Genomic DNA, 24,911 nt, shown 5'->3' with positions numbered 1-24,911 from the left:
TCGACTTTGCGAGGGTCGTTCGCCCCGAAAACGCCTCGGGTCTCGTAGCTGATCGTCGCGATGGACGGGCGCTGCCTGCCATGTGAATCCCTTGAAAAACAGCGTCTTGGGCCACAGATTCAGGCCAAGAAGATCATCTTCCCGAGTCAGATCCACGGTGTCTCACGATTTCATAGCTATAGCCTATTGATTCAATTCCATTAATCGATTTGAGATATCAATAGACCCTGTCTACCATGGCGCCATCGCTTCACCACACCCATCCCACTCCACACGAGGATTTCCGATGTCCCTGATCAACACCCCGGTCCAGCCGTTCAAGACCACCGCCTTCCACAACGGCGAGTTCGTCGAGGTCACCGACGGCACCCTGAAGGGCAAGTGGTCGGTCCTGATCTTCATGCCGGCCGCCTTCACCTTCAATTGCCCGACGGAAGTGGAAGACGCCGCCGCCAACTACGCCGAGTTCCAGAAGGCCGGCGCCGAGGTCTACATCGTCACCACCGACACGCACTTCTCGCACAAGGTGTGGCACGAAACCTCCCCGGCGGTGGGCAAGGCCCAGTTCCCGCTGGTCGGCGACCCGACCCACCAGCTGACCCGTGCCTTCGGCGTGCACATCGAAGAAGAAGGCCTGGCCCTGCGTGGCACCTTCGTCATCAACCCGGAAGGCGTCATCAAGACCGCCGAGATCCACAGCAACGAGATCGCCCGCGACGTGTCGGAAACCCTGCGCAAGCTGAAGGCCGCGCAGTTCACCGCCGCCAACCCCGGCCAGGTCTGCCCGGCCAAGTGGAAGGAAGGCGCCAAGACCATCGCCCCGTCGCTGGACCTGGTCGGCAAGATCTAAGCCTCGCCGCAGCACCGGCGCATCCCCGCGCGGATGCGCCGCCGCAGTACCGCGTCATCCGCTTCCCGCCACCTCCGGGCCACGCGCCCGGAGGTCGGCCTTCCCGACGGACGTTTGCAGCAGCGGCATGTGCCGCTTGCCGGTTCCCCTCCCTGGCCGGCTCCCTCCCCCGGCGCATGCCGCTCCTGCAAATGCCTGACCTCACTTCCCCCTATTCCTCCACGGAGACGTTCGCCATGCTGGACGCCAGTCTGAAGACGCAGCTGCAGGCCTACCTGGAAAAGGCCGTGCGCCCCATCCACATCACCGCGTTCCTGGACGACAGCGACGCCTCGGCCGAGCTGCAGTCCTTGCTGCGCGACCTGAAGGAGGTGTCGGACAGGATCAGCGTCACCGAGCAGCGTGGCGGCGAACGCACACCGTCCTTCTCGCTGACCTCGCCGGGCCACGACATCCATCTGACCTTCGCCGGCCTGCCGATGGGCCACGAGTTCACGTCGCTGGTGCTGGCGCTGCTGCAGGTCGGCGGCCATCCGTCGAAGCTGGCGCAGGACGTGATCGAGCAGATCCGTTCGCTCGACGGCCAATACCGCTTCGAAACCTACTTCTCGCTGTCGTGCCAGAACTGTCCGGATGTGGTGCAGGCACTGAACCTGATGGCGGTGCTGAATCCGAACATCCAGCACGTGGCCATCGACGGCGCGCTGTTCCAGCAGGAAGTCGAGCAGCGCGAAGTGATGTCGGTGCCGACCATCTTCCTCAACGGCGAGGTCTTCGGCGCCGGCCGCATGGGCGTGGAAGAGATCGTCGCCAAGCTGGACACGAACGCAGGCAAGCGCGAGGCCGAGAAGATCAAGGCCAAGGCGCCCTACGATGTGCTTGTCATCGGTGGCGGCCCCGCCGGCGCGGCGGCTGCGATCTATGCCGCGCGCAAGGGCATCCGCACCGGCGTGGCGGCCGAGCGCTTCGGCGGCCAGGTGCTGGACACGATGGCCATCGAGAACTTCATCTCCGTGCCCTACACCGAAGGCCCAAAGCTGGCCGCCGCGCTGGAACAGCACGTCAAGGACTACCAGGTCGACGTGATGAACCTGCAGCGTGCGGAGAAGCTGGTGCCGGCCGGCGCCGATGGCCTGGTCGAAGTACACCTGGCCAACGGCGCGTCGCTGAAGTCGAAGACCGTGATCCTGTCCACCGGCGCGCGCTGGCGGCAGATGAACGTGCCGGGCGAGAACGAGTACCGCAACAAGGGCGTGGCCTACTGCCCGCACTGCGACGGCCCGCTGTTCAAGGGCAAGCGCGTGGCGGTGATCGGCGGCGGCAATTCCGGCGTCGAGGCGGCCATCGACCTGGCCGGCATCGTGGCGCAGGTCACCCTGATCGAATTCGACGGCAAACTGCGCGCCGACGAGGTGCTGCAGCGCAAGCTTCACAGCCTGCCCAATGTGCGCGTGGTCACCAGCGCGCAGACCACCGAGGTGCTGGGCGACGGCAGCAAGGTCACCGGACTGGTCTACAAGGACCGCGTGGGCGGCGACACGCATCGCGTGGAACTGGAGGGCATCTTCGTGCAGATCGGCCTGCTGCCCAACACCGAGTGGCTGAAGGGCGTCGTGGAACTGAGTCCGCGCGGCGAGATCGTCATCGACGACCGCGGCCAGACCAGCGTGCCGGGCGTGTTCGCCGCCGGCGATGCCACCACCGTGCCCTACAAGCAGATCGTCATCGCCATGGGCGAGGGTTCGAAGGCCGCCCTCAGCGCCTTCGACCACCTGATCCGCAGTTCCGCCCCGGTGGAAACCGCGGACGCCGTGGCGGCATGATGCATCGCGCGGGCGGTGCGCCCGCGCCGCTCCGCGCTCCTTGAAGAAGGCTTCCGATGAATCTGCGCGACCTGAAGTACCTGGTGGCCCTGGCCGACCACAAGCATTTCGGTCGTGCCGCCGCCGCGTGCTACGTCAGCCAGCCCACGCTTTCCACCCAGATCAAGAAGCTGGAGGACGAACTGGGCGTGCCGCTGGTGGAGCGCGCGCCGCGCAAGGTCATGCTGACACCGGCCGGCCGCGATGCCGCCGAGCGCGCGCGCCGCATCGTGGCCGAGGTCGAGCAGATGAAGGAAGCCGCCCGCCGCAGCCAGGACCCCGAGGCCGGCACCGTCCGGCTGGGAATGTTCCCCACACTGGGGCCCTACCTGCTGCCGCATGTGGTGCCGCGCATCCGCGCGCGCTTCCCGCACCTGGAACTGCTGCTGGTCGAGGAGAAGAGCGATGTGCTGCTGTCGCGGCTGCGCGAGGGCAAGCTGGACGCGGGGCTGCTGGCCCTGCCGGTGGCGGACGACCAGCTGCACACCGAGTTCCTGTTCGAGGAACCCTTCTTGCTGGCCGTGCCCGAATCGCATCCGCTCGCGCAGCGCGGGTCGCTGACGCTGGCCGAACTGTCGCACCAGCAACTGCTGCTGCTGGAGGACGGCCACTGCCTGCGCGAGCAGGCGCTGGATGTGTGCCGCCTGTCCGGCGCCAACGAGAAATCCGAGTTCCGTGCCACCAGCCTGGAAACCCTGCGGCAGATGGTGGCGGCGGACGTGGGCATCACCCTGCTGCCGACGCTGGCGGTGAAGCCGCCCGTGGCGCGTTCGCCGAACATCCACCTGCTCGGCTTCAGCGATTCGCATCCCAGCCGACGGATCGCGATGGTGTGGCGCAAGAGCTCGGCGATGAGCGGATTCCTGCAGGTGTTCGCGCAGGTGTTCCGCGAACTGCCGCCTGGCCTGTTCCAGCCGGACGCGCCCGTGCCGGCTACGCCAACCGCCGACGTCGCGCCGCCTGCGTCGTCGCCTCCGCAGGCGGCTTGAACCCCGCCGCCTTCCGGGCTACGGTAGGCACGCAAAACAGGACCCCGATGGGCGGCGCGGCGACGCGTCGCCCGTTTCCTTTTGCGCGATCCCAAAACTTCCAGAGCCATAGAGAACTTCCGATGAACAACACCCGCACCAGCGGCCTGCCGCCTTCGCTGCCCCCGCTCGTCATCTCCAGCCGCGACATGTCCCGCCTGGAAGCCCTGCTCGACACGCCCGTGCTGCGCCGGCATCCCGCCGCACTGGCGCTGATGGACGAACTGAACCGCGCCGACGTGCGCGCGCCGGAGGACATGCCCGGCAACGTGGTGACCATGCATTCGCGCGTCGAATGCGAAGACGAACTCACCGGCGAACACCACCGCCTCACCCTGGTGTATCCCCACGAAGCGAACGTCGAAACCGGCCTGGTCTCCGTGCTGGCGCCGGTCGGCAGCGCACTGCTCGGGCTGTCGGTGGGGCAGACGATCGATTGGCAGGCCTCCGGCAACCGGTCGTTGCGCCTGCGGGTCACCGCGATCGATTACCAGCCCGAAGCCAGCGGCGACCTGCACCGCTGATCCGCAGCCGCGCTATCACGTCAATCCACGGAAAGTACGCTCCCGCAGCCGGCCTGCCCCTGCGGGACAGGGCATACTTGTCCCCCGATTTCCCCCTCCCCATCGACCGCCCATGACCGACACCGCTCCCTCCAAGCTGCAGCAGCTCCGCGACCTGTCCGTGGTCGTCGCCGACACCGGCGACTACGACGCCATCAAGCGTCTCAAGCCGGTGGACTGCACCACCAATCCCACCCTGGTGAAGAAGGCGCTGGACCTGCCGGTCTATGCCGACCTGATCGAAGAGCAGCTGGCCTGGGCTCGCGCGCAGGGCGGCGGCGACGCGCTGGTGGACGAAGTGGTGGACCGCCTGACCATCGGCGTGGGCGCCAGGCTCGCCGGCCTGATCCCCGGCCGCGTCTCCACCGAGGTCGACGCCGACCAGGCCTACGACACCGGCGCCACCATCGCCAAGGCGCGCAAGTTCGTGCAGATGTATGCCGACCACGGCATCGACCGCGACCGCATCCTCATCAAAGTGGCCTCCACCTGGGAAGGCGTGGAAGCCGCGCGCCAGCTGCAGGCCGAAGGCATCGACTGCAATCTCACCCTGATCTTCAACCCCACCCAGGCCATCGCCTGCGCCGAAGCCGGCGCGTTCCTGATCTCGCCGTTCGTGGGCCGCATCCTGGACTGGTACGTGGCCAACGGGCAGGCCCCGGCGCACATCGACGAGGACCCGGGCGTGATGTTCGTGCGCGGCGTGTATACGGAGTTCAAGCGCCGCGGCTCGCCGACGGTGGTGATGGGTGCCTCGTTCCGCTCCACCGCGCAGATCGAGGCGCTCGCCGGCTGCGATCGCCTGACGATTTCGCCGGACCTGCTGGAGACGCTGGACCAAGACCGCGGTCCGCTCCCGCGCAAGCTGTCGCCCCTCGAAGCGCAGCCCGTGAACGCCTCCGCGGTCACGGCGGACAGCTTCGGCGCGGCGATCCAGGCCGATCCGATGGCGAAGGAAAAGCTGGCCACCGGCATCGAGACCTTCGCCAAGGACCTGGCCGCGCTGCGCGCCACCGTCCGCGAGAAGCTGTCCGCCTGACGCCACCCCGACCCGGCGCGGGCAGGGCTGGCGCCCGCGCGCCGGACACGGGATGATCGGGCGCATGCGCGCCCTCCTGCTCTCGTCCGCCCTCCTCGCCGCATCCCCGATGGCCCATGCGTCATCGGGCGATGCCAGCCTGATCTTCGTCGGCGACATCATGGTGGCGGAAACGCCCGGCGAGCTGATCGCGCGCGGTGAGGACCCCTTCCAGCCCTTCGCGGCGCTGCTGTCCTCGCACGACGTGCGGATAGGCAACCTGGAGTGCGTGGTCGCGACCACGGGCACGGCGGAAGAAAAACCGTACACGTTCCGGGCCGATCCGCGCACGCTGCCGGTGCTGAAGCGGCACTTCGACGCCGTGTCGCTGGCCAACAACCACTCCGGCGATTTCGGCAAGGCCGCATTCGCCGAGCAGCTGGCGCTGATGGACACGGCGGGCCTGCCCTATTTCGGCGGCGGTCGCGATGCCACGGCAGCGCATGCGCCCTGGATCGTCGAGCGCAACGGCGTGCGCATCGCGCTGCTGGGCTATGTGGAGTTCAAGCCCCGCTCCTTCGAAGCCGATGCCAGCCGCCCCGGCGTGGCCTGGAGCGGCGAGGACGACGACGTGATCGAGGACATCATCGCCGCGCGGCGCGTGCACCGGGCGGACATCGTCATCCCCTTCATGCATTGGGGCTGGGAGGACGAACCCGATCCCAGTCCGCGCTTGCGCGCATTCGCCCGGCGCATGATCGACGCGGGCGCCGACATGGTGGTGGGAGGTCATCCGCACGTCACCCAGGGCGCCGAGTACTACCGCGGCAAGCCGATCATCTACAGCCTGGGCAACTTCTTGTTCAACGGATTCGACACGCCGGCGACGACCACCGGCTGGGTGCTGTCGGCCAGGGTGGACCGCACCGGCGTGGTGGACTGGCGCACGCACGTGGCCAGGCTCGACGCCAACGGCGTGCCGCATCCGGACCCGACCGCCAGCAGTCCCTGCGCCAGCCCCGACCGGAAGACCATCAACCAATGCGCGGGCGAATGACATGAAGGCCAGACGCTTGCTGACCCTCCTCGCCCTGGCGCCGCTGGCCGTAGAGGCCCAGGCCGCCAGCGTGCGCTGCCACATCGTCTACGGTGGCGAGCATTTTACCGTCGATGCGGCGCCGACCGATGATCCCTATCGGGCCACGGGCACCAAGATCGGGCGTTACTTCGAGTTCAAGCCGGTCTACGTGGACCGCGTCGCCACCGGCAAGGCCGTCAAGGTCTATGTCTACGGCATGGCCACGGGCCAGCCCGTGCTGATCCATGCGGCCACGCACGCGCCCCCGTTCGCGGGGAAACAGGAAGGACGCGGTTTCACCGGCTTCCATGCCGTCTACGAACCCACCAAGAGCAGCGAACTGCAGTACTGGTGCGAACACCTGCCCTGAGGCCGACCGGGCGGCGCGGGATCAGACGCCCAGGCCGATGGGACAGCTCACGCCGGTGCCACCCAGCCCGCAGTAACCGTTCGGATTCTTGGCCAGATACTGCTGGTGGTAGTCCTCGGCGTAGTAGAACGCCGGCGCCGGATGGACGATCTCGGTGGTGATGTCGCCGTAGCCGGCGGCACGCAGCGTCTGCTGGTAGGCCTCCCGGCTGGCTTCGGCCGCGGCCTGCTGTTCCGGCGTATGGCAGTAGATGCCGGAGCGGTACTGCGTACCCACGTCGTTGCCCTGGCGCATGCCCTGGGTGGGGTCGTGGCTTTCCCAGAACACCTGCAGCAGGCGCTCGAACGACACCTGGGCCGGGTCGTAGACCACCTTCACCACTTCGTTGTGGCCGGTCTGGCCGGAACAGACCTCTTCGTAGGTCGCATTCGGCGTACCGCCGCCCGCGTAGCCGACCGCGGTGGTGTACACGCCGGGCAGCGTCCAGAACACGCGTTCCGCGCCCCAGAAGCAGCCCAGGCCGAACTCGACCTGCTGCAATCCGTCGAATGCATCCTGCAGCGGACGTCCGTTGACGAAATGCACGTTGTGCAGCGGCAGCGGCGTGCTGCGCCCCGGCAGCATGTCTTCCGCGCGCGGCATGCGCTGCTTGTAGGCTCCGATACCCAGCATGGCGAACCTCGTGTGTCGGGAGAAAGCGGATCAGGCCGGCAGGATGCCCAGGCCTTCGTCGTCGCCTTCCAAGATGGGGCCGTTGCCGCCCGAATCCAGTCCCAAGCCCTGCACGACACCTTCCGCGTCGGAGAACGCTGTGTCCGGCACGCACACGCGCAGCACGCCGAACAGCGGCAGTTCGCCCATGCCGCCCAGCAGCGACTCGCCGAACACGAACGCCGGGATGTCCGCTTCCTCCAGTGCGTGCTTCACCAGATGGGCGTCGAACAGGTTGTCGGCCAGGTAGACCACGCGCATGGATACGTCCTCCGCGGCCAGCCTACACCCGGTCAGGCAGGCAGGGGCTTGCGCAACGCGTCGGTGGCCGGCACCGATTCAGGCTCGAGCGCCGCTGCGGCCCGCCATGCCTGCATCGCCGGCAGCGCGAACAGCGCCTGCATGTAGCGGCGCGTGGTGTCGTCCAGCTCCACACCATAACCGTCGAAGCGCACCGCCACCGGTGCGTACATCGCATCGACGATGCCGAATCCGCCGAACAGGAAGTCGCCATCCCCGCCATGCGCCTCGCGCAGTTCGCGCCACAGCGCCTGGATGCGATCTATGTCGCGCTGGGCCGCGGCATCCCAGCGATAGGCATCCGGCGTGCGCCGGCTGTTCATCGGCAACTGCGTGCGCAGCGCCGTGAATCCGGAGTGCATTTCAGCGGCCGCCGCGCGTGCCACCGCACGTGCGGCACGCTCGCGCGGCCAGCCCTGGCCGTCCAGCCAGCGCTCGTTGGCGTACTCGCAGATCGCCAGCGAATCCCAGACGTGCACATCGCCATCGTGCAGGGCGGGCACCTTGCCGGTCGGGGAATGGCGCCCGACTTCCGCGGCGAACTGCGGGGTATCCAGCGACAGGCGGACTTCTTCGAAGGCCACGCCGAAATGGCTGAGCAACAGCCAGGGGCGCAGCGACCAGGACGAGTAGTTCTTGTTGCCGATGACCAGGACGGGAAGGCGCATGGACAGCACCGGAGGCGCGAGGGCCGTTCAGGATAGACCAGCCCGGGCGCCGGACGGGCTAAACTTGCGTTTTCCCGAGCCTGCTGCCTTCCCGATGTCCAACGACGCCGCCCATCCCGCCACCCTTCCGGACGATGCCGCCCCCGAAAAGCGGGACTTCATCCGCCAGATCGTGCGCGAGGACCTGGCCAGCGGCCGCCACGTCGCGGTGAAGACGCGCTTCCCGCCCGAGCCCAACGGCTACCTGCACATCGGCCATGCCAAGGCCATCTGCCTGGACTTCGGCATCGCGGCCGAGTTCGGCGGCGTCTGCAACCTGCGCCTGGACGACACCAACCCGGCCAAGGAAGACCCTGAATACGTGCGTGCCATCCAGGACGACGTGCGCTGGCTGGGTTTCGACTGGCACGACCTGCGCCATGCCTCGGACTATTTCGAGGTGCTGTACCTGGCCGCCGAGAAACTGATCCGCCAGGGCGACGCCTTCGTCTGCGACCTCAGCGCGGACGAAGTGCGCGCGTACCGCGGCACCCTGACCGAGCCCGGCCGCGACTCGCCGTACCGCGACCGCAGCGTGGAAGAAAACCTGGACCTGTTCCGCCGCATGCGCGCGGGCGAGTTCCCGGATGGTGCACGCACGCTGCGCGCGAAGATCGACATGGCCAGCGGCAACATCAACCTGCGCGACCCGGCGCTGTACCGCATCAAGCACGTCGAGCACCAGAACACCGGCAACGACTGGCCGATCTATCCGATGTACGACTACGCGCATTCGCTGAGCGACGCGGTGGAAGGCATCACCCATTCGCTGTGCACGCTGGAGTTCGAGGACCACCGCCCGCTGTACGACTGGTGCGTGGACAAGGTCGATCTTGCGAACTCGCCCGAGCTGCTGGCGCCGCTGCTGGCCAAGGGCCTGCCGAAGGAAGCCAGCAAGCCCCGCCAGATCGAGTTCTCGCGGCTGAACTTCAACTACCTGGTGATGAGCAAGCGCAAGCTGCTGGCGATGGTCAACGACCAGCTCGTCGACGGCTGGGACGACCCGCGCATGCCGACCCTCCAGGGCATCCGCCGCCGCGGCTACACGCCGGCCGCGCTGCGCCTGATGGTGGACCGCGTGGGCATCAGCAAGCAGAACTCGCTGCTGGATATCGGCATCCTGGAAGGCGCACTGCGCGAGGACCTGGACGCCGCCGCGCCACGCCGCATGGCCGTCGTCGACCCGGTGAAGCTGGTGCTGGCCAACCTGCCGGACGGCCACGAAGAAACGCTGACGTTCTCCAACCATCCCAAGGACGCATCCTTCGGCCAGCGCAGCGTGCCGTTCTCGCGCGAGCTGTGGATCGAGCGCGAGGATTTCGAGGAAGTGCCGCCGAAGGGCTTCAAGCGCCTCACCACGGGCGGGGAAGTGCGCCTGCGTGGCGCCGGCATCGTGCGCTGCGATGAAGTGATCAAGAACGACGCCGGCGATATCGTCGAACTGCGCGGCTGGCTGGACCCGGAGTCGCGCCCCGGCATGGCCGGCGCCGAGCGCAAGATCAAGGGCACCATCCACTGGGTCAGCGGCATGCACGCCGTCGCCGCGGAGATCCGCCTGTACGACCGCCTGTTCACCGTGCCGAACCCCGATGACGAGTCGGAAGGCAAGACCTACCGCGACTACATGAACCCGGACTCGCGCCGCACCGTCACCGGCTACGTGGAGCCGGCGGCCGCCAGCGCGGCGCCCGAGCAGTCGTTCCAGTTCGAGCGCACGGGGTATTTCGTCGCCGACCGCTACGACCACACGCCGGAACGTCCCGTGTTCAACCGCAGCGTCACCCTGCGCGACACCTGGGCGACCAAGGCCTGATGCCGGCGCCTTTCACCGCGTCTTGAAGCGGCGAAAGGCAGGCTGGCGCGCACCACCACCGAGGAAGGAGTCCGCCATGTCCCGCATCGCGCTGCGCTTGCTGCCTGCCATGCTGTCGTGCCTGTTCCTGTTCGCGCTGTCGGGCTGCGCGGCGCCGGCGTCCTCCGATGGCGTGGCGACCGATCCGCCCCCAGCATCGACGCCGGCACCCAAGCCCACCGGCGGAAACCTGCCGCCGCGCGAAGCCGGTGCGGTCACCGTGGACTACAGCTGCCGGACCAGCGCCGACTGCGCGGTGAAGAACGTGGGCAACTGCTGCGGCGCGATGCCCGCCTGCGTCAACAAGGACAGCCCCACCGACCCGCAGGGCGTCCAGGCGCAATGCGCTGCGAGTGGCCGCATGAGCGTCTGCGGCTTCGCCGACGTGACCGCCTGCCAGTGCGTGAGCGGCCGCTGCGAATCCGATTCCTCTTCCTCGACACTGCCTGCCCGGTAATGCTCTACCAACAGATCCACCTGACCCTGCCCGCCTGGACCCACGACCTGGTCGATCCCGCGGCAACCTACACCAGCGACGAAGAGAAGGTCGCGCTGGCCATCGAGCTCTCGCGTCGCAACGTCGACGCGAACTCCGGTGGTCCGTTCGGCGCGGTGGTATTCGGACCCGATCACCGCGTCATCAGCCTCGGGGTGAACCGGGTGATGCCGCACACCTGCTCGCTGGCGCATGCGGAAACCATGGCCTACATGCTGGCGCAGCAGCGCCTGCAGACGCCGCGCCTCAACGATGTACTGGCGCCGGTGGTGCTGGCCACCTCCTCGCAGCCGTGCTGCCAGTGTTACGGCGCCACCATCTGGGCCGGTATCGACCGCCTGCTGATCGGCGCGCGTGCCGAGGACGTGATGGAGCTGACCGAGTTCGACGAAGGCCCGCTGCCGGCCGACTGGATCGGCGAGCTCAACAAGCGCGGCATCGAAGTCGTGCGCGACTTGCGTCGTGACGACGCGCGCGCCGTGCTCCGCCGCTACGGCGAATCGGGCGGCGACAGGTACTGAGCCGGACGCAGGGAAGCCCTTCTCCGGCTTCTCCTGTACCCTGTGACTGCGGCAGGAGCCGCAGCCCTCCGCTTCACGCGACCGTGCCATGTCATCGACGACCGGCCTGCTGGCCTATTGCCGCCAGGGATTTGAACCCGAACTTGCCGCCGAGCTGACCGAGCGCGCCGCGCTGGCCGGCTTCGCCGGCTATGCCCGCGCGCAGCGCAACGATGGCCACGTGGTGTTCGTATGCGAGGAAGCGCAGGCGCTCGACCGCGCCCTGCCCTGGCGCGAGCTGATTTTCGCCCGGCAGAAGCTGCGGTTGCTGGCCGAGCTGCGCGGCATCGACCCGAAGGACCGCATCACGCCCCTTCTCGCCGCCCTGGCCGGCGGCGGGCGCTACGGCGACCTGTGGGTGGAGCATCCGGATTCGGACAGCGCCAAGCCGCTGGCGGGACTGGCACGCAGTTTCGGCAACGCGCTGCGTCCGGCGTTGCGCAAGGCTGGGTTCCTCACCGAGAAAGACGATGCGCGCCTGCCGCGCCTGCACGTGGTGTTCGTGCAGGGCGACCACCTGTTCCTGTGCGCGGCGGACGCGCGCGACAGCGCGCCGTGGCCGCTCGGCATCCCGCGCCTGAAGCTGCTGCCAGATGCGCCATCGCGCTCGGCGCTGAAACTGGAGGAAGCCTTCCTGTCGCTGCTCGACGATGCCCAGCGCGAAGCGCTGTTGAAGCCCGGCATGACCGCCGCCGACCTGGGTGCCGCGCCCGGGGGCTGGACCTGGGTGCTCACCCGCCACCACCTGCGCGTCACCAGCGTCGACAATGGGCCGCTGCGCGAGCATGTGCTGGCCACGGGCCTGGTCGAGCACCTGCGCGCGGACGGCTTCCACTGGAAGCCCCCGCAACCGCTGGACTGGATGGTCTGCGACATGGTCGAGCAGCCACGACGCGTCGCCGAGCGCATGGCGCAGTGGTTCCGCGAAGGCTGGTGCCGGCACGCCGTGTTCAACCTCAAGCTGCCGATGAAGAAGCGCTGGGACGAGACCAAGCTCTGCCTGGAGCTGTTCGCGGACCAGGCCGGCAGGCCGCTGGAGATCCGCGCACGCCAGCTGTACCACGACCGCGAAGAGATCACCGTGTTCGCCACGCCGGGCTGACACGTGCAGACCCGCTGCGCGCCCCCGAGGGGAAACCGATGACGTCACCCGGGTCCACACGCATCGTGGCGGCACTCCTTGCTGCGCTGCTGGCCGGTTGCGCGCATAGGGACACGCCCGCCGGCGCGGCGGTGGAAGCGCTGTACGTCGCGCGCGATGTCGTGGGTGACGGCGCGTTCGGTGAAGGCATCGAGGGTCCGGCCTTCGGTCCGGACGGTGCGCTGTATGCGGTGGGCTTCGGCCGCGGCGGCACGATCGGGCGGGTGACCTTCGATGCCGATGGCAGCGGACGCGCGGACCTGTTCATGACGCTGCCCGCGGGCAGCACCGGCAACGGCATCCGCTTCGATGCCGACGGCTTCATGTACGTGGCCGACTACACCGGCCACCAGATCCTTCGCATCGATCCACGCGACCGCTCGGTGGGGGTGTTCGCCACCCTGTCGGGCGCGCACCAGCCCAACGACATCGCGTTCGCGCCCAATGGCATGTTCTACGCCAGCGATCCCGACTGGCGCACCGGCACCGGCCAGCTGTGGCGGATCCTGCCCTATGGCAGGGCCGCGCTGCTGGAAACCGGGATGGGCACCACCAACGGCGTGGAGGTCGGCCCCCGGGGCGACGTGCTGTACGTCAACGAGAGCGTGCAGCGGCGCGTGTGGGCCTATGAACTGGACGGCAGCGGCGGGATATCCGGCAAGCGCCTGCTGATCGCCTTTCCGGACCATGGCCTGGACGGCATGCGCACCGACGTGCGGGGCAACCTCTACATCGCCCGGTACGGGGCCGGCACGGTGGCGGTGGTGTCGCCGCAGGGCGAGCTGCTGCACGAAGTGCGGCTCAAGGGACGCAAGCCGACCAACGTCGCCTTCGGTGGGCCCGACGGACGCACGGTGTTCGTCACCCTGCAGGACCGTGGCGCCATCGAAGCCTTCCGTACGGAACTGCCCGGGCGCGAAACCGGCCACTGACGCCGCGGCCGCTCACTTGCGGCCGAGCGCGTCCTCGATCGCCCGCTGGACCAGCGGCGCCATCACCGCATAGCCGGCCGGCGTGGGATGCACGCCATCCGCGGCCAGCCGGGCATCCAGCCCGCCTTCGGCGTTGGCCATGGCCCGGTGATAATCCAGATGCAGGGCCCCCGACGCGCGCGCGTAGGCCTCGATCCATTGGTTCAGCGCCTTGATCGGCTCGGCCGGTCGGTAGCCCGGTCGCCAGGGGTAGGCGCTGGCGGGCAGCACGGATGCCAGCACCACGCGGATGCCGTTGGCCTGCGCCAGCTGCACCATCGAACGCAGGTTGTCCTCGATCATGCGCTGCGTGGCCGGTCCGGTATTCCCGGCTATGTCGTTGGTTCCGGCCAGGATCACCACCACCTCCGGGTTCAGCGCGATCACGTCCTGGCGGAAGCGCACCAGCATCTGCGCGGTCGTCTGCCCGGAGATGCCGCGGTTGACGTACGGCTTGCCCGGGAAGAACGTCGTGTCCGCCACGCGCCCCCACCCGTCGGTGATGGAATCCCCGTAGAACACCACGCGGCCCGCTTCGTGCGCGGGCAGGCGCGCGTTGTCGTCCCGATAGCGCGCCAGGCCGGGCCAGTCGAGCAGGCGCTGCTGCAGGCCCTGCACGCGCTCGGGCGCGAGCGATGCCGCCGGGGCGATGTAATCCGGGTCCACCGCCGGCGCCTGCGTCTCCGCCCGAACAACGGCGGCAGCCAGCAAGGGGACGAGCAACAGGGCGCAACGTACGAGAGGCATGGGGGATTTCCGGTGAATGGGGCTGGCGTACCCTACGCGATCCGGCGCCGCGCGGCACCTGTCACGCCGGCACCCCCGGCATGCGATGGGTTAGTCTCAGCCCCTGCAATCCGGCCAGGACATACTGGCCCGACAGCGAAGGAGCGTCATGAATCCCCTTTCCCTCAAGGACCCCGCCGGCTTCGGCAACGAGTTCCTGCGCCTGACCCTGCTGCAGGGGTTCCAGTCGCTGACCAAGCGCGACCTGGAGTTGCTGATCTTCGTCCTGCTGGAGCGCGATGGCGCCATCGGCCGCGACGAATCCAACTTCACGGTCGCCGGCAAGCTGCGCGTGACGCCCGCCAAGGTCAAGGCGCTGCGTCGCGACGGCTATGCGCGCTGGCGCGCGCTGGTGCCGGAGGAACGCGATGCGGCCCTGCAGCGGATCGTGGCGACCGTGCTGACCGAGGCCAACCTGAAGGCCGGCGCGAAGCATGTCAGCGAACGCAGCCGCAAGGACGGCTTCCTCGCCATCCGCATCGAGCATCCGGACGACCACCAGCAGTTCGAACAGGCCATCCTCGACGTGGGCGCGCTGCCGGTGTACGAGCGCAACCGCGAGGTCGTCGCGGTGCGCTTCGACACCCTGCTGGCGATCGCCGAGCGCTGGGGCTACCTGCAGACGGATCCTGCGTCCGTCGTCTCGGAACTTAAGAAGCTGACCCCCACTGCCGAAGAAGTGGCCGACCTGCTGAAGAAGGACGTCACCAAGCTGCGTTGGCAGGACGCGCGCAATGCGCTCAACAGCCTGGGCGCGAAAGCCGTCACGAGTACCGCCGAGGGCGGGCTGAAGGGCCTGCTGAAGATCGTGTTCCCGTTCATCCCGGGCTGACAGGATTCAGGCGGACGCGATCTCCACCCGCCTTCCTCCGGCGCGCGCGGACGCGAAGATCGCATCCAGGGCGAGCATGTCGCGCCAGCCTTCCTCGCCGGGCACGCGCGGCGGACGACGTTCCAGGATGGCCAGCGCATCGGCATCCATCTGCCGCGCCTGCTGCGCGGGCGTGGCGCCGATCACGGCGTCGAAGCGACGCCCGTCGCTGGCCTGGCCACGCACGCCTTCGTACGCCTGGAACGGCGACAGTTCGTACCAGCCTTCCTCGCACTGGGCGCGCAGCAGGTTGAGGTTGCGGCCGAAGCTGGTTTCGCACGCGGCGGTCACGCCGTCCGGAAATTCGAGGCGGAAGCGCATCGTCTCGTCGACACCACGGAAGATCTCCGGTCGCTCCACCGACGAGGTCGCGGTGACCGCGACCGGTTCGGCACCGGTGGTGTAGCGCGCGGCATTGAGCGCGTAGACGCCCATGTCGTACATCGCGCCGCCGCCGCGCGCCGCGTCCAGGCGCCAGGTATCGCGGCTGGCGCCGTCGAATCCATGGAAACCGGCTTCGGCGCGGATGTGCCTGAGGCGGCCGAACGGCCGGGACTTCGCCAGCGCCATCACCGCCTGCGTGTTGGGTTCGTGCTGCATGCGGTAGCCGATCGCCAGCTGCACGCGGTGCTGCCGGCAGGCGTCGATCATCGCGCGCGCTTCGGCCGCGTCCATCGCCATCGGTTTCTCGCACCATACGTGCTTGCCCGCGGCGGCCGCGCGCAGGGTGAACGGCTTGTGCAGGTGGTTGGGCAGCACGACGTAGACGACGTCGATGTCCGTGTTGTCGGCGATGCGGTCGAAGCCTGCATAGTCGTAGACGTTGCGATCGGGAATGCCGTATCGCCGCTGCCACTCCGCCGCCTTCGCGGGCGTGCCGGTGACGATGCCGGCCAGGCGGCAGTGCTTCGTCGCCTGCAGCGCGGGCGCCAGCAGGTCGCGACTGTAGTAGCCCAGACCGACCAGGGCGACGCCGAGCGGTCGCGAACGCTTGGCGTGCACGCATGGCATCACGCCTGCCAGGCCGGCCGCCGCCAGGGTGCCCAGCAGGCGCCGGCGGGCGGGATCGTGCACGGGAGAAGCGTCGTCGTTCATCGCGGCAACCTCGTGGGGGAATCCCGAGGCTACCGCATGCCTGCAGCCGATGTCGTCAACGCCCGCGCTGGCCCGCTGCGTGACGCCAGAAGAAGTCCACCAGGGGTGGCAGCTTGCCGGCCAGCCCCAGCAGCGGCCCGCGTAGCAGGGTGAGGTGCATCTCGTCGTTGGAGAACAGACGATTGATGCCGTCGAAGGCATGGGCCGCGGTCGCATTCTCGCTGCGGCGCTGGCGCGCCCAGCGCTCAAGCCGGTGCGGCGCATCCCAGTCGGCACGCTTGGCGGTGGCGGCACGGATGCCGTCGCGCAGCGCCGCGACATCGCGCAGGCCCAGGTTGACGCCTTGCCCCGCCAGCGGATGGACCACGTGCGCGGCATCGCCCGCGACGATCACCCGCCCGGCGACATAGTCCCGGGCCAGCTGGCGCTTCAACGGAAACGCGGCGCGTGGCGAGGCCAGGGCCACTTCGCCGCGCTGACCGCCCATGGCCTGCGTCAGCTCCCGGCCGAAGCTGGCTTCATCAAGCGCCAGCACACGCTCGGCCTCCGCGTCGGGCAACGTCCAGACGATGGAGCTGAGGCCGTCCGCGAACGGGAGGAATGCCAGCGGACCACTCGGCAGGAAGCGTTGCCACGCAGTGTCCTCGTGCGGCTCCCCGGTGCACACGAACGCCACCACGCCACGCTGCGCGTAATCGTGTGCGGTGACCTCCAGCCCTGCCAGACGCCGCAACGTGGAATCGCCGCCGTCGGCAGCCACCGCCAGCCGCGCATCGATACGCGTGCCGTCGTCCAGCCGCAGCGTCACGCCGTCCGCGTCCTGCTGCATCGCCTCCACGCGCGCCGGGCAGCGCACCTGCACGCCGGCCGCCGGCAGCGCGGCCCACAGCCGATCGACCAGCAATGCGTTCTCGACGATCCAGCCCAGCTGCGTGCGCCCCAGCGCATCGGCATCGAAGCGCAGCTCGTCGCCGCCCGTCGCGTCCCAGACGCGCATGCGCCGGTAAGGCTGCGCGCGCGCATCACGCACTGCGTCCCATACGCCGGCCGCGTCGAGCAGCGCCGCGTTGTCGGGCGCGAAGGCATACACCCGCAGGTCCAGCTGCGACGGCGACCAGCGCGGCGGCTCGCGGCCTTCGACCAGCATCACCTCCAGCCCCTCACGCGCCAGCACCAGCGCGCAGGCCGCACCCACCACGCCGCCGCCGCCGACGGCCACGTCGATCTGTCCGCGCCGCTTCATGCGGCCTCTCCCCGGCACAGTGCCGGTACGTCGCCACGGAAACCCATCGCGCCGCCTACCAGGAACGCCTGCAGCGAGGGTTGCGCCTCCATGGCCACCAGGCCTGCGCTGCGCACGGGCTTCAGCAGGGGCGATGGGTTGGCCGTCAGGCGTGCCAGGCCGTCGGAGAACGCGAGCGTGCGTTCGCGATCCTCGCGCCGCCGCGCCGCATAGGCGGCCAGGCGGGAGGCGGCGCCCGGATCGTCACCGCGCGCGATCTCCTCGGCCAGCGTCAGGGCATCGCGCAGGCCCAGGTTGAAGCCCTGCGCGCCGATCGGATGGATCGTCTGCGCCGCATTGCCCAGCACGACCGCGCGGTCGGCGACCAGCCGTTGCGCGACGACGCGGGCGATGGGATACGCGCTGCGCTCGCCGCTGGCAACCAGCCGGCCGATGCGCCAGCCGACCGCGCGCTGCAGGCGCGCCAGCCAGGCCGCATCGTCCAGGGCGGCCACGGTCTCGGCCTGCTCGCGCGCCACGCCGTGCACGACGCCCCAGTGGCGATCGCCACGCGGGAGCAGCGCGGTGGGGCCGTCGTCGCCCAAGCGCTCGTACGCGGTGCCGTCCGGCGCCTGCGTGGCCCGCACGCGGGCGACGAACAGGGTCTGGCCGTAATCGTGCTCGTCCACACCGATGCCCAGCGCCTCTCGCACGGCGCTGCGGGTTCCATCGGCGGCCACCACCAGGCGGGCATGCAACGTGCGCTCGCCCTCGGCATCGGCGATCCGCAGCGCGCGATGGCCGGCTTCGTCCGGGGCGAAGCCGACGAAACGCGCCGGCCGATAGCGGGTCAGCCCCGACAGGCCGTCCAGTCGGGCTTCCAGCGCCTCGCCGAAGTCGCGCGCCACCACCACCTGGCCGAACGTGGCGCGGCCGTAGTCCTGCGCCTCCAGCCGGACCCGACCGAAATCTCCCTGCCGGCTGATGTGGATGCGGCGGATCGGCCCGGTGGGCGTGCGCAGCTGCTGCATCACCCCCAGCGCGGTCAGCGCATTGACCGTCGCCGCCGCGAAGCTGAGGTTGCGCTGGTCGAACACCGCCGGCATCTGCCCGGCAGGCGTCGCTTCCACCAGCCCCACCTCCACGCCCTGGCGCGCCAGGGCGATGGCAAGACTGGCACCCACCAGCCCGCCGCCCACGATCACTACGTCATGCCGATCTGTCATGCCGACATGATAGCGCCCGCCCTGCGGCCCCCGACCGGCCGGCTCCGGTAGAATGCGGGGCTGAGTCTCCGGAACCGTGCCTGATGAACACCACTTCGCAACGCGCCCTCGTGATGGCGCTGGTCGCCGCCCTGCTGGTCCTCACCCGCCTGCACCTGCCCACCACGTTCGGTCATCTCGGCCCGCTGCCCGATGCCAGCTGGGCCGCATTCTTCATCGGCGGCTACTACCTGCGCGGCTGGTCGCGCTGGGCGTTCCCGCTGTTCATGGCGGCGGCGGTGGCGGTCGACTACGCGGTGATCAGTGGCCAGGGCATGAACTTCTGGGCGCACTACTGCGTGTCGCCGGCGTATTGGTTCCTGCTGCCGGCGTACGGCGCACTGTGGGCCGGCGGCACGCTGCTGCGCCGCTACCAGACCGCGGACCACGGCCGCACGCTGGCCCTGCTGGTCGGCAGCCTGCTGGCTTCGGTGACCGTCTGCCACCTGCTCAGCCAGGGCAGCTTCTACTGGCTGAGCCCGGTCGTCAGCGAGCCCACGATCGCCGGCTGGTGGAAGAACTTCAGCGACTGGTACCTGCCCTATCTGCGCGTGGCCGCGATCTACGTGGGCCTGGCGGTCATCGTGCACGTGATGGTCGGCCAGGTCGTCCGCCTGGCCAGGCCGCACGGCCGCACGGCCGACTGACCGGGCCTTCACCGCGATGGGCAACCGCCTCTCGAAGATCTACACCCGCACCGGCGACGATGGCAGCACCGGTCTGGGCGACGGCACGCGCGTGGGCAAGGACTCCGCGCGCGTGACCGCCTACGGCACGGTGGACGAAGCCAATTCGGCCATCGGCGTGCTGCTGGCCGTGCCCAGTGTGGCGGACGACATCCGCGCCCTGCTGACCACCGTGCAGCACCAGCTGTTCGACCTGGGCGGCGAGCTGTGCATCCCGGGCCATGCCGCCATCACCGGCGACGATGTCGAGGCGCTGGAGCGGCAGCTGGACCATTACAACGACGATCTGCCGCCGCTGAAGGACTTCATCCTGCCGGCGGGAGGCGAGGCCGCCTCGCGCTGCCACCTGGCCCGCACCATCGTGCGCCGGGCCGAGCGCGAGACGGTCACCCTGGCCCGCCACGACGCCGTGCGGCCGGAAGCGATCCGCTACCTCAACCGGCTGTCCGACCTGCTGTTCGTCCTGGCCCGGGTGCTGGCCCGCGCCGATGGCCAGGGCGAGGTGCTCTGGAAGCACGAGCGCCGGCACGCGTAGGCCGATGCCTCCTCCCAAGGTCGGGTGCCGGCCCGTGCCGGGCCGCGCATAGAATGGACCCGGACATCCACCCGGGAGAGGCGGTTCCCGCCCCGTCGAGGGCAACGCCGGCATCGTGATCATCTATACCCACCCCGCCTGCCTGTTGCACGATCCGGGTCCCGAGCACCCGGAGCGGCCGGCGCGGCTGGAAGTGGTCCTGGAGGCGCTGCGCGGGCAGCACGGCGATGCCGACTGGCGCGAGGCGCCCATCGTGAAGCTGGGCGACCTGCGCCGGGTGCACGACGACGCGCTGGTGCACGAGGTGCTGGAGGCCGACGTGACCGGCTATCGCATGCTCGACCCGGATACGGTGATGTGCCCGGCCTCGCGCGCGGCGGCGCTGCGGGCCGCGGGCGCCGGCGTGGCGGCGGTGGATGCGGTGATGAACGGCGAGGACCGCGCGGTCTTCTGCGCGGTGCGCCCGCCCGGCCACCATGCGACCGGCACGGCGGCCATGGGCTTCTGCCTGTTCAACAACATCGCCGTGGCGGCGGCCTATGCCCTCGACAAGCATGGGCTGGAGCGCGTGGCGGTCGTCGATTTCGACGTGCACCACGGCAACGGCACCCAGGCCATCTTCTACAACGATCCGCGCGTGGCCTATTTCAGCAGCCACGAATCGGGCATCTACCCGCACAGCGGCGCGCCCTACGAGCGCGGCGTGGGCAATGTGTTCAATGCCCTGCTGCCGCCGGGCAGCGGGGGCTTCCGCTTCCAGAACACCTGGGCGGACGAACTGCTGCCCGCGCTGGACGACTTCAGGCCGCAGCTGCTGCTGATCTCGGCCGGGTTCGACGCGCACATGCGCGATCCGCTGGCGGACCTGATGCTGGAGACCGAGGACTTCGGCTGGCTGACCCGGCAGCTGCGCGAGGTGGCCGAGCGGCACGCCGCCGGAAGAATCGTGTCCATGCTCGAAGGCGGCTACGACCTGGACGCCCTGCGCGAGTGCACCGTGGTCCATGTGGAGGCGTTGCGCTGAGCTGGCGGGTCCGCCCGCCGGTCGCTGAACCCCGCCCGACATCGGCCGGAGGCCTTCATTGCCCGCATGCATGGGATGGGGCAAGCTAACGGCCGTTTTTCGTCCGACAGCGAGCCCAGTAACGCGTGCGCCCTGCCCTCCGCCTGCTCCCGTTACCCCTCAGCATCGCCCTGTGCCTGCCCGCGCTGGCCGACGATGAGAAGCCCGAAAGCTGGGCGCTGTGTCCCGTCCAGGACGCGGTTCCGGCATTCGGCGAGGCGCCGCAGGCGCCGGCGCCCGGCAATGCCCAGGCCACGCGCGAGCAGCGTGCCGAGCAGCCCACCTCCATCGAAGGCGACAGCCTGGGCGGCACGGAGACCAATCTGGAGTACCAGGGCAACGTGGCGCTCAGCCGGGGCGACCAGTTCCTCGGCGCGGACAACCTGAAGTACGACCAGGAGAAGGACACCTACGTCGCCGACGGCCACATCCGCTACCAGGATGCCGGCATCCGTCTGATGGCCGACAGCGCACGCGGCGACCAGGGCGCCGATACGCACCAGATCGACAACGTGCGCTACCAGCTGGTGTCCCGTCGCGGCAACGGCGGCGCCGACCGCATCGACATGAAGGGGCCGGAAGGCAGTCTGCTGCACTCCACCTACTCCACCTGCGATCCCGAGGACCGCCGCTGGGAGCTGCGCTCGCGGCGCATCGACATCAACACCGACGACGGCTGGGGCGTTGCGCGCGGCGCGACGATCCGGCTGGGCAAGGTGCCGGTGCTGTACGTGCCGTACCTGAAGTTCCCGATCGACGACCAGCGCCACACCGGCCTGCTGTACCCGGCCGTCGGCCTGTCCGGCCGCAACGGCTTCGATTGGAAGCAGCCGATCTACCTCAACCTGGCGCCGAACTACGACGCGACGCTGGAGCCGCGCTACATGAGCGAGCGCGGGTTCCAGATGGGCGCGGAGTTCCGCTACCTGTACGAGAAGGGACGCGGCGAGATCCAGGGCACCTGGATGAACAAGGACGACCTGGTCCGCGACCGCATGGGCGAGGTGGACTACGATGAGAACAATCCGAACAATCCCGACCCCGACGACGGGCGCGGCTTCTTCTCGTTCCAGGGCAACCACCGCTTCAGCCGCAACTGGCAGGCGCGCGCCAACCTGATCTGGTTGAGCGACGCCCGTTACCAGGAGGACTTCGGCAACTCGCTGTACGGGCAGGCGTATTCCTCGGTGACCAGCACGGCCGGCGTCTACGGCGCGGGCGAGTTCTGGAGTGCCGGCGTGATGGCCGATCAGTGGCAGCTGTCGGACTATCTGAGCAGCGAAGCGTCGCTTCCCTACAATCGGCTGCCGCGCGCGTACTTCAACTGGAACCAGCCGCTGAGCCGCTGGATCACCGTGGGCGGCCATGCCGAGGCGGTGAGGTTCCAGCACAACGAATGGGGCGACGGCAGCCGGCTGGACATCAAACCCACCATCTCCTTCCCGCTTCAGGGCGCGGCGTGGTACGTCACCCCGACACTGGCGTACAGGCACACCGAGTACCGGCTCGATGCCGAACTGGCGCAGACCACGGCGATCAGTCGCGCACGCGCGGCTTACGGCATTCCGGCCAACCAGCCCGTGAGCGCGGCGCAGATCGCCGAGTTCTACGACCGCTCCCCCAGCCGCAGCCTGCCGATCGGCTCGCTGGATGCGGGCGTGTACTTCGACCGCGAAACCGAGATCAAGGGCGACCGTTTCCTGCAGACGCTGGAGCCGCGGCTGTTCTACCTGAAGGCACCCTACCGCGAGCAGGACGGCCTGCCGATCTTCGACACCCGCCCGTTCAACTTCAGCTATGGCCAGCTGTTCCGCGACAACCGCTACACCGGCCCCGACCGGCAGACCGACGCCAACCAGCTGACCCTGGCGCTCTCCACGCGCCTGCTGCGGCAGAAGGACGGTTTCGAGCGGCTGTCGGCCAGCATCGGCCAGATCCGCTACTTCGACGACAGCCGCGTGGTCCTGCCGGGCGAAGCGCAGCTGGAAAAGGGCAAGTCGGCCTGGGTGGTGGATGCCAACTACGCGCCGACCGACCGCTGGACCATCGGCGCGTCCTACCAGTGGGACCCCAAGTTCCGCCGCGAGGACCTGGCCAGCGTGCGTGCGCGCTACCTGCTGCCCGACGACGGCGTGGTCAACATCACCTATCGCCGCCGCCGCGACCTGCTGGAGCAGGCCGACTTCTCGTTCCTCTACCCGGTCACGCCGGCGTGGAGCGTGGTGGGCCGCTACTACCATTCGTTCTACCGCGACGCCGCCACCGACCAGGAGCCCGGCCTGCTGGAAGGCGTGGCCGGCGTGCAGTGGGACAGCTGCTGCCTGGCCGTGCGCGCGCTGGTGCGCCGCTACGTGCGCAACCGCGAAGGCGACATGAACACCGGCTTCCAGGTCGAGTTCGTCCTAAAGGGCCTGGGCTCGGCCGGCCAGGACACGGAGCGCACCCTGCGCCGTGCTATCCTCGGTTACTACCGAGACGACCTCTATCTCGTCCCGCCTAGCAATATCGCGCAGCGACCGGACGATACTTCCTACGATCCGGATCCGATTCCATGACCAAGCCGTTTCCCCGCCTCCTGATTGCCGGCCTGCTGGCCTTCTCGACCGTCGCCACGCCGGTGATGGCGCAGACGCTGCAGCCGCTGGACCGCATCGCCGCCGTGGTGAACGAGGACGTGGTGCTGCAGAGCGAAATGGACCGCGCCGTGCAGAACGTGCTGGCCCAGTACGCCAACCAGCCGGGCCAGCTGCCGCCGCGCGCGGTGCTGGAGCGGCAGGTGCTCGAGCGCCTGGTGCTGGTCAAGCTGCAGGTGGCCCGTGCCACCGAAAGCGGCATCCGCATCGGCGACGCCGAACTGAACAACGCCATCAATGCCGTCGCCCAACAGAACGGCACCACGCCGGACGGCCTGCGCCAGCGGCTCGAGGCCGATGGCATGTCCTTCGACGAGTTCCGCAGCTCGCTGCGCGACGAGATCACCATCCAGCGCCTGCGCCAGAGCTATGCGCAGTCGCGCGTGCAGGTGAGCGAAGGCGAAGTGGACGCGGCCATCGCCGCGCAGGCCGCCACGGGCGTGCAGTACCGCCTGGCCCACATCCTGGTGGCGGTGCCCGACGGCGCCAGCGCCGACCAGATCAGCACCGGCAAGAGCAAGATCGATGGCGTGAAGGCGCTGGTCGACAAGGGCGAGCTGGACTTCTCCGCGGCCGCGGTGCGCTATTCCGACAGCCCCAACGCGCTGGAAGGCGGCGACCTGGGCTGGCGCAGCGTCGACGAGATCCCGACGGCGTTCGTCGAGATGCTCAAGGGCATGAGTCCCGGCCAGGTGGTGGGCCCGCTGCGCGGCCCCAGCGGCTTCCAGCTGCTTAAGCTGGTGGAAGTGCGCGATGCCGCGCAGATGGAGAAGCGCTCGGTCACCGAATACAACGCGCGCCACATCCTGGTGCGCGTCACCTCGACCCAGGATGCCGCCGCGGCCAAGGCCAAGATCGACACCCTGCGCGCCCGCATCGCCGGTGGTGCCGACTTCGTCGAAGTGGCGAAGGAATCCACCGAAGACGCCAACAGCCGCGACGACGGCGGCGACCTGGGCTGGTTCCCGGCCGACGCCTTCGGTCCGGCCTTCGGCCAGCAGGTCAGCGGCCTGCAGGATGGCCAGGTCAGCGCCCCGTTCCGCACCGACGCCGGCTGGCACATCGTCCAGCGCGTCGGCAGTCGCCAGACGGACGTGACCGACCAGAACCGCCGCGCCCAGATCCGCGAAACCATCGGCCGTCGCAAGGCCGAGGACGAATACAACCGCTTCCTGCAGGAGCTGCGAGGCGAGGCGTACGTCAGCTTCCGCACCGGCGACCGCGCAGAGACCACGCCGGGAGGCTGAC

25 protein-coding genes are annotated in these 24,911 nt (G+C 69.2%); 18 read left to right on the top strand and 7 right to left on the bottom strand.

The features are described from left to right. The first annotated feature begins 286 nt into the window (after positions 1-286). From ahpC to IAE60_RS08090, 7 genes are all read left to right on the top strand, one after another. A complete protein-coding gene (ahpC, locus tag IAE60_RS08120) occupies positions 287-850 on the top strand; it encodes an alkyl hydroperoxide reductase subunit C (RefSeq protein WP_187574488.1) in 564 nt (187 codons plus the stop codon). A gap of 236 nt (positions 851-1,086) precedes the next feature. Beyond that, on the top strand, positions 1,087-2,673 hold the full coding sequence (gene ahpF, locus IAE60_RS08115) for an alkyl hydroperoxide reductase subunit F (protein ID WP_187574703.1): 1,587 nt from the start codon (positions 1,087-1,089) through the stop codon (positions 2,671-2,673). A gap of 56 nt (positions 2,674-2,729) precedes the next feature. Beyond that, on the top strand, positions 2,730-3,701 hold the full coding sequence (locus IAE60_RS08110; protein ID WP_187574487.1) for a LysR substrate-binding domain-containing protein: 972 nt from the start codon (positions 2,730-2,732) through the stop codon (positions 3,699-3,701). A 122-nt stretch (positions 3,702-3,823) separates the two neighbouring features. Beyond that, positions 3,824-4,264: a nucleoside diphosphate kinase regulator gene (gene rnk / locus IAE60_RS08105; protein ID WP_185895383.1), complete on the top strand. Its 441-nt coding sequence runs from the start codon at positions 3,824-3,826 to the stop codon at positions 4,262-4,264. A gap of 112 nt (positions 4,265-4,376) precedes the next feature. Then, positions 4,377-5,342 carry a transaldolase gene (locus IAE60_RS08100; RefSeq protein WP_187574486.1) on the top strand — a complete coding sequence of 322 codons (966 nt, stop codon included), beginning with the start codon at positions 4,377-4,379 and terminating at the stop codon, positions 5,340-5,342. A gap of 64 nt (positions 5,343-5,406) precedes the next feature. Then, positions 5,407-6,378, top strand: a complete 972-nt coding sequence (locus IAE60_RS08095) for a CapA family protein (protein ID WP_187574485.1) — start codon at positions 5,407-5,409, stop codon at positions 6,376-6,378. A gap of 1 nt (position 6,379) precedes the next feature. Further along, on the top strand, positions 6,380-6,769 hold the full coding sequence (locus IAE60_RS08090; RefSeq protein WP_185895380.1) for a hypothetical protein: 390 nt from the start codon (positions 6,380-6,382) through the stop codon (positions 6,767-6,769). 21 nt (positions 6,770-6,790) lie between these two features. On the opposite strand, the gene msrA is transcribed toward IAE60_RS08090, so the two are convergent. Genes msrA through IAE60_RS08075 form a run of 3 tightly spaced genes read right to left on the bottom strand, consistent with a single transcriptional unit; the run spans position 6,791 to position 8,448 of the window. Beyond that, a complete protein-coding gene (msrA, locus tag IAE60_RS08085; protein WP_187574484.1) occupies positions 6,791-7,441 on the bottom strand; it encodes a peptide-methionine (S)-S-oxide reductase MsrA in 651 nt (216 codons plus the stop codon). A 30-nt stretch (positions 7,442-7,471) separates the two neighbouring features. Beyond that, complete coding sequence (locus tag IAE60_RS08080) at positions 7,472-7,741, bottom strand: putative signal transducing protein (RefSeq protein ID WP_162110486.1); 270 nt, start codon at positions 7,739-7,741, stop codon at positions 7,472-7,474. 32 nt (positions 7,742-7,773) lie between these two features. Beyond that, the gene (locus IAE60_RS08075; RefSeq protein WP_187574483.1) at positions 7,774-8,448 is read right to left on the bottom strand and encodes a glutathione S-transferase; all 675 of its coding nucleotides are present in this window, start codon (positions 8,446-8,448) and stop codon (positions 7,774-7,776) included. 94 nt (positions 8,449-8,542) lie between these two features. Between IAE60_RS08075 and IAE60_RS08070 the strand changes: the two genes are divergently transcribed. From IAE60_RS08070 to IAE60_RS08050, 5 genes are all read left to right on the top strand, one after another. Next, a complete protein-coding gene (locus IAE60_RS08070; RefSeq protein ID WP_187574482.1) occupies positions 8,543-10,300 on the top strand; it encodes a glutamine--tRNA ligase/YqeY domain fusion protein in 1,758 nt (585 codons plus the stop codon). 76 nt (positions 10,301-10,376) lie between these two features. After that, complete coding sequence (locus IAE60_RS08065; RefSeq protein ID WP_187574481.1) at positions 10,377-10,796, top strand: hypothetical protein; 420 nt, start codon at positions 10,377-10,379, stop codon at positions 10,794-10,796. Next, positions 10,796-11,356: a nucleoside deaminase gene (locus IAE60_RS08060; protein ID WP_187574480.1), complete on the top strand. Its 561-nt coding sequence runs from the start codon at positions 10,796-10,798 to the stop codon at positions 11,354-11,356. The genes IAE60_RS08065 and IAE60_RS08060 overlap by 1 nt, the downstream gene beginning before the upstream one ends. A gap of 88 nt (positions 11,357-11,444) precedes the next feature. Continuing rightward, positions 11,445-12,497: a 23S rRNA (cytidine(2498)-2'-O)-methyltransferase RlmM gene (gene rlmM, locus IAE60_RS08055; protein ID WP_162110491.1), complete on the top strand. Its 1,053-nt coding sequence runs from the start codon at positions 11,445-11,447 to the stop codon at positions 12,495-12,497. A 38-nt stretch (positions 12,498-12,535) separates the two neighbouring features. Continuing rightward, the gene (locus IAE60_RS08050; protein WP_187574479.1) at positions 12,536-13,468 is read left to right on the top strand and encodes an SMP-30/gluconolactonase/LRE family protein; all 933 of its coding nucleotides are present in this window, start codon (positions 12,536-12,538) and stop codon (positions 13,466-13,468) included. Between the two features lie 12 nt (positions 13,469-13,480). Here the strand turns inward: IAE60_RS08050 and IAE60_RS08045 are convergent, their stop codons facing one another. Then, complete coding sequence (locus tag IAE60_RS08045) at positions 13,481-14,254, bottom strand: SGNH/GDSL hydrolase family protein (protein ID WP_187574478.1); 774 nt, start codon at positions 14,252-14,254, stop codon at positions 13,481-13,483. 148 nt (positions 14,255-14,402) lie between these two features. On the opposite strand from IAE60_RS08045, the gene IAE60_RS08040 reads away from it, so the two are divergent. Then, entirely contained in the window at positions 14,403-15,125 is a 723-nt protein-coding gene (locus tag IAE60_RS08040; RefSeq protein ID WP_187574477.1) for a hypothetical protein, read from the top strand. A gap of 6 nt (positions 15,126-15,131) precedes the next feature. Here the strand turns inward: IAE60_RS08040 and IAE60_RS08035 are convergent, their stop codons facing one another. From IAE60_RS08035 to ubiH, 3 genes are read right to left on the bottom strand one after another with little or no spacing between them, the layout of a single operon-like run. Further along, positions 15,132-16,259, bottom strand: coding sequence for a Gfo/Idh/MocA family protein (locus IAE60_RS08035; protein ID WP_338052645.1), 1,128 nt, complete (start codon positions 16,257-16,259; stop codon positions 15,132-15,134). A 55-nt stretch (positions 16,260-16,314) separates the two neighbouring features. Then, on the bottom strand, positions 16,315-17,502 hold the full coding sequence (locus IAE60_RS08030) for a UbiH/UbiF family hydroxylase (protein ID WP_187574476.1): 1,188 nt from the start codon (positions 17,500-17,502) through the stop codon (positions 16,315-16,317). Continuing rightward, on the bottom strand, positions 17,499-18,707 hold the full coding sequence (gene ubiH / locus IAE60_RS08025) for a 2-octaprenyl-6-methoxyphenyl hydroxylase (protein ID WP_187574475.1): 1,209 nt from the start codon (positions 18,705-18,707) through the stop codon (positions 17,499-17,501). Before ubiH ends, IAE60_RS08030 begins: the two co-directional genes overlap by 4 nt. An 83-nt stretch (positions 18,708-18,790) precedes the next feature. Between ubiH and IAE60_RS08020 the strand changes: the two genes are divergently transcribed. The 5 genes from IAE60_RS08020 to IAE60_RS08000 all read left to right on the top strand — a co-directional run bounded on the left by IAE60_RS08020 (position 18,791) and on the right by IAE60_RS08000 (position 24,910). Continuing rightward, positions 18,791-19,393 carry a hypothetical protein gene (locus tag IAE60_RS08020; RefSeq protein ID WP_187574474.1) on the top strand — a complete coding sequence of 201 codons (603 nt, stop codon included), beginning with the start codon at positions 18,791-18,793 and terminating at the stop codon, positions 19,391-19,393. 16 nt (positions 19,394-19,409) lie between these two features. After that, positions 19,410-19,967: a cob(I)yrinic acid a,c-diamide adenosyltransferase gene (locus tag IAE60_RS08015; protein ID WP_162110498.1), complete on the top strand. Its 558-nt coding sequence runs from the start codon at positions 19,410-19,412 to the stop codon at positions 19,965-19,967. A 115-nt stretch (positions 19,968-20,082) separates the two neighbouring features. Further along, positions 20,083-20,991 carry a histone deacetylase family protein gene (locus IAE60_RS08010; protein ID WP_187574473.1) on the top strand — a complete coding sequence of 303 codons (909 nt, stop codon included), beginning with the start codon at positions 20,083-20,085 and terminating at the stop codon, positions 20,989-20,991. 125 nt (positions 20,992-21,116) lie between these two features. Continuing rightward, positions 21,117-23,585, top strand: a complete 2,469-nt coding sequence (gene lptD, locus IAE60_RS08005) for an LPS assembly protein LptD (RefSeq protein WP_187574472.1) — start codon at positions 21,117-21,119, stop codon at positions 23,583-23,585. Beyond that, on the top strand, positions 23,582-24,910 hold the full coding sequence (locus IAE60_RS08000; protein ID WP_187574471.1) for a peptidylprolyl isomerase: 1,329 nt from the start codon (positions 23,582-23,584) through the stop codon (positions 24,908-24,910). The genes lptD and IAE60_RS08000 overlap by 4 nt, the downstream gene beginning before the upstream one ends. Position 24,911: the final 1 nt, after the last annotated feature.

Source organism: Pseudoxanthomonas mexicana (genome assembly GCF_014397415.1).
Classification (GTDB): domain Bacteria; phylum Pseudomonadota; class Gammaproteobacteria; order Xanthomonadales; family Xanthomonadaceae; genus Pseudoxanthomonas_A; species Pseudoxanthomonas_A mexicana.
Note: the sequence above shows the minus strand (reverse complement) of the source record. Positions and strands in the feature narration are given on the sequence as shown.

Coding starts and splice junctions, on each gene's coding strand:
- ahpC (WP_187574488.1), top strand. CDS start 287: ATGTCCCTGATCAACACCCCGGTCCAGCCGTTCAAGACCACCGCCTTC.
- ahpF (WP_187574703.1), top strand. CDS start 1,087: ATGCTGGACGCCAGTCTGAAGACGCAGCTGCAGGCCTACCTGGAAAAG.
- IAE60_RS08110 (WP_187574487.1), top strand. CDS start 2,730: ATGAATCTGCGCGACCTGAAGTACCTGGTGGCCCTGGCCGACCACAAG.
- rnk (WP_185895383.1), top strand. CDS start 3,824: ATGAACAACACCCGCACCAGCGGCCTGCCGCCTTCGCTGCCCCCGCTC.
- IAE60_RS08100 (WP_187574486.1), top strand. CDS start 4,377: ATGACCGACACCGCTCCCTCCAAGCTGCAGCAGCTCCGCGACCTGTCC.
- IAE60_RS08095 (WP_187574485.1), top strand. CDS start 5,407: ATGCGCGCCCTCCTGCTCTCGTCCGCCCTCCTCGCCGCATCCCCGATG.
- IAE60_RS08090 (WP_185895380.1), top strand. CDS start 6,380: ATGAAGGCCAGACGCTTGCTGACCCTCCTCGCCCTGGCGCCGCTGGCC.
- msrA (WP_187574484.1), bottom strand. CDS start 7,441: ATGCTGGGTATCGGAGCCTACAAGCAGCGCATGCCGCGCGCGGAAGAC.
- IAE60_RS08080 (WP_162110486.1), bottom strand. CDS start 7,741: ATGCGCGTGGTCTACCTGGCCGACAACCTGTTCGACGCCCATCTGGTG.
- IAE60_RS08075 (WP_187574483.1), bottom strand. CDS start 8,448: ATGCGCCTTCCCGTCCTGGTCATCGGCAACAAGAACTACTCGTCCTGG.
- IAE60_RS08070 (WP_187574482.1), top strand. CDS start 8,543: ATGTCCAACGACGCCGCCCATCCCGCCACCCTTCCGGACGATGCCGCC.
- IAE60_RS08065 (WP_187574481.1), top strand. CDS start 10,377: ATGTCCCGCATCGCGCTGCGCTTGCTGCCTGCCATGCTGTCGTGCCTG.
- IAE60_RS08060 (WP_187574480.1), top strand. CDS start 10,796: ATGCTCTACCAACAGATCCACCTGACCCTGCCCGCCTGGACCCACGAC.
- rlmM (WP_162110491.1), top strand. CDS start 11,445: ATGTCATCGACGACCGGCCTGCTGGCCTATTGCCGCCAGGGATTTGAA.
- IAE60_RS08050 (WP_187574479.1), top strand. CDS start 12,536: ATGACGTCACCCGGGTCCACACGCATCGTGGCGGCACTCCTTGCTGCG.
- IAE60_RS08045 (WP_187574478.1), bottom strand. CDS start 14,254: ATGCCTCTCGTACGTTGCGCCCTGTTGCTCGTCCCCTTGCTGGCTGCC.
- IAE60_RS08040 (WP_187574477.1), top strand. CDS start 14,403: ATGAATCCCCTTTCCCTCAAGGACCCCGCCGGCTTCGGCAACGAGTTC.
- IAE60_RS08035 (WP_338052645.1), bottom strand. CDS start 16,259: ATGAACGACGACGCTTCTCCCGTGCACGATCCCGCCCGCCGGCGCCTG.
- IAE60_RS08030 (WP_187574476.1), bottom strand. CDS start 17,502: ATGAAGCGGCGCGGACAGATCGACGTGGCCGTCGGCGGCGGCGGCGTG.
- ubiH (WP_187574475.1), bottom strand. CDS start 18,707: ATGACAGATCGGCATGACGTAGTGATCGTGGGCGGCGGGCTGGTGGGT.
- IAE60_RS08020 (WP_187574474.1), top strand. CDS start 18,791: ATGAACACCACTTCGCAACGCGCCCTCGTGATGGCGCTGGTCGCCGCC.
- IAE60_RS08015 (WP_162110498.1), top strand. CDS start 19,410: ATGGGCAACCGCCTCTCGAAGATCTACACCCGCACCGGCGACGATGGC.
- IAE60_RS08000 (WP_187574471.1), top strand. CDS start 23,582: ATGACCAAGCCGTTTCCCCGCCTCCTGATTGCCGGCCTGCTGGCCTTC.